5 protein-coding genes are annotated in these 5,886 nt (G+C 69.9%); all 5 read right to left on the minus strand.

Features of this window, described 5'->3' with window-relative positions; all coding sequences use genetic code 11:
- On the minus strand, window positions 1-914 hold a 914-nt coding region (locus EHS43_RS35240), incomplete at its 3' end, for a glutaminase (protein WP_125194703.1).
- Between the two features lie 46 nt (window positions 915-960).
- On the minus strand, window positions 961-2,373 hold the full coding sequence (gene aspA, locus EHS43_RS35245) for an aspartate ammonia-lyase (protein WP_125194704.1): 1,413 nt from the start codon (window positions 2,371-2,373) through the stop codon (window positions 961-963).
- Window positions 2,374-2,572: 199 nt separating this feature from the next.
- On the minus strand, window positions 2,573-3,589 hold the full coding sequence (locus EHS43_RS35250) for an asparaginase (protein ID WP_125194705.1): 1,017 nt from the start codon (window positions 3,587-3,589) through the stop codon (window positions 2,573-2,575).
- Window positions 3,590-3,668: 79 nt separating this feature from the next.
- Complete coding sequence (locus EHS43_RS35255; RefSeq protein WP_125194706.1) at window positions 3,669-5,117, minus strand: amino acid permease; 1,449 nt, start codon at window positions 5,115-5,117, stop codon at window positions 3,669-3,671.
- Window positions 5,114-5,791, minus strand: a complete 678-nt coding sequence (locus EHS43_RS35260; protein WP_260470853.1) for a FadR/GntR family transcriptional regulator — start codon at window positions 5,789-5,791, stop codon at window positions 5,114-5,116. Before EHS43_RS35260 ends, EHS43_RS35255 begins: the two co-directional genes overlap by 4 nt.
- Window positions 5,792-5,886: the final 95 nt, after the last annotated feature.

The raw sequence follows: 5,886 nt of genomic DNA on the forward strand, positions 1-5,886 counted from the left end.
GTCGTGAACCGGTCCAGGGCCGCGACTCCCGCCACCGAGTTGCCCCGTTCGTCCAGGCCCGGGCTCCACACGCACAGCGTGCACCGGCCGGGGACGACCGCGATGATCCCGCCGCCCACCCCGCTCTTGCCGGGCAGCCCCACCCGGTAGGCGAAGTCGCCCGCCGCGTCGTAGGTGCCGCAGGTCAGCATGATCGCGTTGATCTGCTTGGCCTGGCTGAGGGTGAGCAGGCGGGTGCCGTCGGCGCGGATGCCGTGGCGGGCCAGGAAGGTGGTGGCGAGGGCCAGGTCGGCGCAGGACGCCCTGACCGAGCACTGGCGGAAGTACTGGTCGAGCAGGAGCGTGATGGCGTTGTCGATGTTTCCGTAGGCTGCCATGAAGTGGGCCAGAGCGGCGTTGCGGTCGCCGTGGGCGGACTCGGAGGCGGCCACCTCCTGGTCGAAGTCCAGGCCCGGGTTGCCGCTCTCCTCGCGCAGGAACGCCAGCAGCTCGCCCGCCGCGTCCCCGGTACGGGTCTGGAGGCGGTCGGTGACGACGAGGGCGCCCGCGTTGATGAACGGGTTGCGCGGGATGCCGTTCTCGTACTCCAGCTGCACCAGGGAGTTGAAGGGGTTGCCGGAGGGTTCGCGGCCCACGTGCTCCCAGAGTTCGTCGCCCTCACGGGCCAGGTCCAGGGCGAGGGTGAAGACCTTGGTGATGGACTGGGTGGAGAACGGCTCACGCCAGTCACCGACGCCGTACACCGTGCCGTCCAGCTCCGCGACGGCCATGCCGAAGCTGCGCGGGTCGCAGGCGGCGAGCGCCGGAATGTAGTCGGCGGCGCGGCCGCGGCCCGGAGTGCGTCCGATCTCCTCGGCGATGCGCTCCAGGACCGGTTGGAAGGTGAGCGACGACGTCGTTGGCATGATCACCATTGTGCCTCCGGGCCGGTCCTGGCGCGTGTCCGTACAGGTGAGGCCGTCAGGCCGGGCGGGAGCCGCTGCCTGCCAGGATCTCCGGGCGCAGCAGTTCGGCGAGGGTCTCTGCGGGCAACAGGCCCTTCTCCAGGACGAGTTCGGCCACTCCCCGGCCCGTGGCGAGGGCTTCCTTGGCGATGTCGGTGGCCGCCGTGTAGCCGATGTGCGGGTTGAGGGCGGTGACCAGGCCGATGGAGTTCTCGACGGTCCGGCGCAGCGCCTCGGTGTTGGCGGTGATGCCGTCCACGCAGCGCTCGGCGAGGGTGAGGCAGGCGGTACGCAGGTGGGTGACGGACTCCGACAGCGAGTGCAGGATGATCGGCTCGAAGGCGTTGAGCTGGAGCTGTCCGGCCTCGGCGGCCATGGTGATGGTGACGTCGTTGCCGATCACCTCGAAGGCGACCTGGTTGACGACCTCGGGGATCACGGGGTTGACCTTGCCGGGCATGATCGACGAACCGGCCTGCACGGGCGGCAGGTTGATCTCCCCGAGGCCGGCGCGCGGTCCGGAGGACAGCAGCCGCAGATCGTTGCAGCTCTTGGAGAGCTTCACCGCGATCCGCTTGAGCACCCCGGACATCTGGACGAACGCGCCGCAGTCCTGGGTCGCCTCGACCAGGTTGGCGGCGGTGACCAGCGGGAGCCCGGTGATCTCGGCGAGGTGGCTACGGGCCGACTCGGCGTATCCGGCGGGCGCGTTGAGTCCGGTGCCGATGGCCGTGGCGCCCAGGTTGATCTCATGGATCAGCTCGACGGCCTCGTCAAGACGGCTGCGGTCCTCGTCGATCATGACGGCATAGGCCGAGAACTCCTGACCGAGCGTCATGGGCACCGCGTCCTGCAACTGTGTGCGGCCCATCTTGAGCACATCGCGGAACTCGACGGCCTTACGGGCGAAGGAGTCCTGGAGTACGGCCATCGCCTTGAGCAGTCCGCGTACCGCGAAGACCGTCGCTATCTTGACGGCGGTCGGGTAGACGTCGTTGGTCGACTGTCCCAGGTTGACGTCCTCGTTGGGGTGCAGGAACGAGTACTGCCCCTTCTCGTGCCCCAGCAGCTCCAAGGCCCGGTTGGCGATGACCTCGTTGGCGTTCATGTTCGTGGAGGTGCCGGCCCCGCCCTGGATCACGTCGACCACGAACTGGTCGTGCAGCTTCCCGTCCCGGATCTCACGGCAGGCCTCCACGATGGCGGCGGCCTTCCTGGACTCCAGCAGCCCGAGCTCCTCGTTGGCGAGCGCGGCGGCCTCCTTGACGGCGGCCAGGGCGTCGATCAGGTGGGGGTAGGCGGAGATCGGGGTCCCGGTGATGGGGAAGTTCTCCGTGGCCCGCAGGGTGTGGACGCCCCAGTAGGCGTCGGCGGGGACGTCCCGGTCACCCAGCAGATCGTGCTCACGGCGGCTGACGACGGCGGTCATGAGGGTATGGGCCCTTCTTCCGAGGAGGGTTCGGGTGAGATTTTTTCAGGGGCGGGGGAACCGCGTGACCAGCCGCAGACTGACCGCGGCCGCCGGAGGAGAGACGGGGGCGGACTCTAGGGCGTGTTGCGAAAGTCCCGCCTGCCTCGCGACGCCAGGCCCGCCCTTCGGGCGAACGACGGGACTTTCGCAACACGCCCTAGGCGCAGGCCGCCTCGGCGATGGGCTCCAGCGAACGAACCGGACGCACCTGCCCGACCTCACGGCCGCCGCCCAGAAGCGCCTCTCCCTGGAACTCGGTCAGCAGGTCCGGCGAGACCCCGGCACGGGCGAGCGCCGCCGCGGCCACCGGAATCCGCGCCCGGTTCGCCCCGTCGGAGATCTTGACGGCGACGGCCCGTCCGTCGGGCAGCGCGGCGACCTGGACGCCCTCGAAACCGTCCTTGGTGAGCAGTCCGGGTACGGCCTTCATCAGCGCGGCCACGTCCCGTCCGGCCCCGGACGCCATCTCGGCATGCTCCCGCATCGCGTCGGCGACCCGGGCCTCCGGCGTACCGGGGGGCGCCGAGGTGATCCGTGCGGCGGCGCGGGCGAGGCCGTGCAGGGAGACGGAGAACAGGGGCGCACCGCAGCCGTCGACGGTCACGCGCGCGATGCGCTGGCCGGTCAGGTCCTCGACGATCTCGGCGATCGCCTGCTGGAGGGGGTGCGCCGGGTCGAGGTAGCCCTCAAGAGGCCAGTCGTTGAGCACGCACGTGTACAGCATCGCCGCGTGCTTGCCGGAGCAGTTCTGCGCGAGCCGGGACGGCCCGCGCCCCTCCCGGATCCACTCGTCCCGCACCTGCGGGCCGTAGGGCATGTCCGGGACGTTGCGCAGGGCGTCCTCGGAGACACCCGCCAGTTCCAGGATGTGCCGGGCCCCGGCGAGGTGGCGTTCCTCGCCGGAGTGGCTGGCCGCGGTGAGCGAGAGGAGCTCGCCGTCGAGGGGCAGCCCGGCCCGGACCATGGCGACCGCCTGGACCGGCTTGAGCGCGGACCGCGGATAGAACGCGGCCTCGATGTCGCCGAGTTGGAAGCGGACGTCCCCGTCGCCGCCGAGGACGACGACGGAACCGTAGTGGGTGCCCTCGATCAGCCCACCGCGGATGAGGTGGGCGACCGGGGCGTGGAGGGGTTCACGGACCAGGGGTGCGGCCGCGACAGAACTGCTGTACATCACTTCCTGCTTCTCCGGGAACGCCACGCGGATCACGCGGGCGTGCCGGTGGGTTCGGGCTGGGGATGCGCGCGAGCGGTCACGCGCGGGTCGATTCGGTCTCCGCGGAGGTACGGGACACCCGGCCGCGGACGGCGAACCAGCCGGCGACCAGGGCGGCGACGATCAGCGGGAGGCAGAGCACGGTGGTGCGGCCGGCGCCGCCGTCGGCGTACATGAGGACCAGGACGGAGGCGAGGAAGGCCAGGGTCACGAGTTCGGTCCAGGGGGACCCCGGCAGTCGGTAGCCGGGGCGGGTCAGGTCGCCCTTCTCGGTCTTCTGCCAGAAGAGCAGGTGACAGACCATGATCATGCCCCAGGTGGCGAGGATGCCGATGGCGGCGAAGTTCAGCACGATCTCGAAGGCGTCGGCGGGGACCACGTAGTTGAGGCCGACGCCGAGGACGCAGACACCGCTGGTGAGCAGTATGCCGCCGTAGGGGACCTGGCTGTGGCTCATCACGCCCGTGAACCGGGGGGCCGAGCCGGACTTGGCCATGGAGCGCAGGATGCGGCCGGTGGAGTACAGGCCGGAGTTGAGCGAGGACATGGCCGCGGTGAGGACGACGAGGTTCATCACGCCGCCGGCCGCCGGGATGCCGATGTTGGACAGGACGGTCACGAAGGGGCTCTCGCCGCCGGTGTACTTGTTCCAGGGCAGCAGCATCGACAGCAGGAGCACCGAGCCGACGTAGAAGAGGCCGACGCGCCACATGATCGAGTTGATCGCCTTGGGCATGATCTTCTCGGGGTTCTCGGTCTCGCCCGCGGCGACGCCGACCAGTTCGACGGAGGCGTAGGCGAAGACGACGCCCTGGATGATCAGCAGCATGGGCAGCAGGCCGTTGGGGAAGACGCCGCCGTTGTCGCTGATCAGGGACGGGCCGGGGTGGTGGCCGTCGATCGGGTGCCGGGTGGCCAGCAGGAAGACGCCGATCAGCATGAACGCCACGAGCGCGCCCACCTTGATGATGGCGAACCAGAACTCCAGCTCGCCGAACATCTTCACCGAGATGAGGTTGACGGTGAGGACGACCGCGAGCGCGACGAGGGCGATCACCCACTGGGGGATGTCGGAGAACATGCCCCAGTAGTGGGTGTAGAGGGCCACGGCGGTGATGTCGGCGATTCCGGTGGTGGCCCAGTTCAGGAAGTACATCCAGCCGGCGACGTAGGCGCCCTTCTCGCCGAGGAACTCCCGGGCGTACGAGACGAAGGCGCCGGAGGAGGGCCGGTACAGGACGAGTTCGCCCAGGGCGCGGACCACGAGGAAGGCGAAGACGCCGCAGACCGCGTAGGCGATGAACAGGGAGGGGCCGGCGTCGGCGAGGCGGCCGCCGGCTCCGAGGAAGAGGCCGGTGCCGATCGCGCCGCCAATGGCGATCATGTTGACGTGCCGTGACTTGAGGGACTTGCTGTACCCCTCGTCTCCGGCGTCGACATGGCCGGAACGTTTCTGCACGCCGTCGTGCAGGGACTGCTCGCTCACGCCTCTGATCCGCCTTCCGTGGAACTGTCCGTGCGCGGGGAGCGCACGATGTCGGTGAGGGTGGTCTCGACGCGGTCGAGATGGTGGGACATGGCCTCCACCGCGTCGTGCTCGGAACCGTCGATCAGCGCCTCGACGATCGCGCGGTGCTCGCGGTTGGACTGCTCCCGGCGGCCGCCCAGTTCGTTGAGGAACGCCGACTGACGCGCCAGTGCGTCGCGGATCTCCTCGATGACCCGGCGGAAGACCGGGTTCTGGGCGGCCTCGGCCACCGCGAGGTGGAAGAGGGTGTCCATCGCGACCCACGCCGTGGTGTCGGTCTCCCGTTCCATCCGGTCCAGGAGGTGGGCCAGGTGGTCGAGGTTCTCGTGGGTGCGGCGCCGGGCCGCGTATCCGGCGACCGGGATCTCGACGTGACGGCGCACCTCCAGGAGGTCGCTGGCCGCGTAGTCGCCGAAGGTGGGGTCCTCCACCGCGTTGGCCACGACGAAGGTGCCCTTGCCGGTCTTGGAGACGGTCAGGCCCATGGTCTGCAGGGCCCTGAGGGCCTCGCGCAGGACGGGCCTGCTGATCTCCAGGCTGCGGCAGAGCTCCGCCTCGGAGGGGAGCTTGTCGCCGATGGCGTACTCCCCGCGCTCGATGGCGTCGCGCAGATGCGCCAGCACCGCCTCCATGGCGCTGACACGCCTCGGCGGCTGACTGGCTGTCCGGCTGTCTGACAGGTTCACGGGAGTGATACTCCGGGCGGCGGGAGGGTGCTGTCAAGGGG

Origin of the sequence: Streptomyces sp. RP5T, from assembly GCF_003933965.1 — a bacterium.
GTDB lineage: Bacteria > Actinomycetota > Actinomycetes > Streptomycetales > Streptomycetaceae > Streptomyces.

Coding starts and splice junctions, on each gene's coding strand:
- EHS43_RS35250 (WP_125194705.1), bottom strand. CDS start 3,589: ATGTACAGCAGTTCTGTCGCGGCCGCACCCCTGGTCCGTGAACCCCTC.
- aspA (WP_125194704.1), bottom strand. CDS start 2,373: ATGACCGCCGTCGTCAGCCGCCGTGAGCACGATCTGCTGGGTGACCGG.
- EHS43_RS35260 (WP_260470853.1), bottom strand. CDS start 5,791: ATGGAGGCGGTGCTGGCGCATCTGCGCGACGCCATCGAGCGCGGGGAG.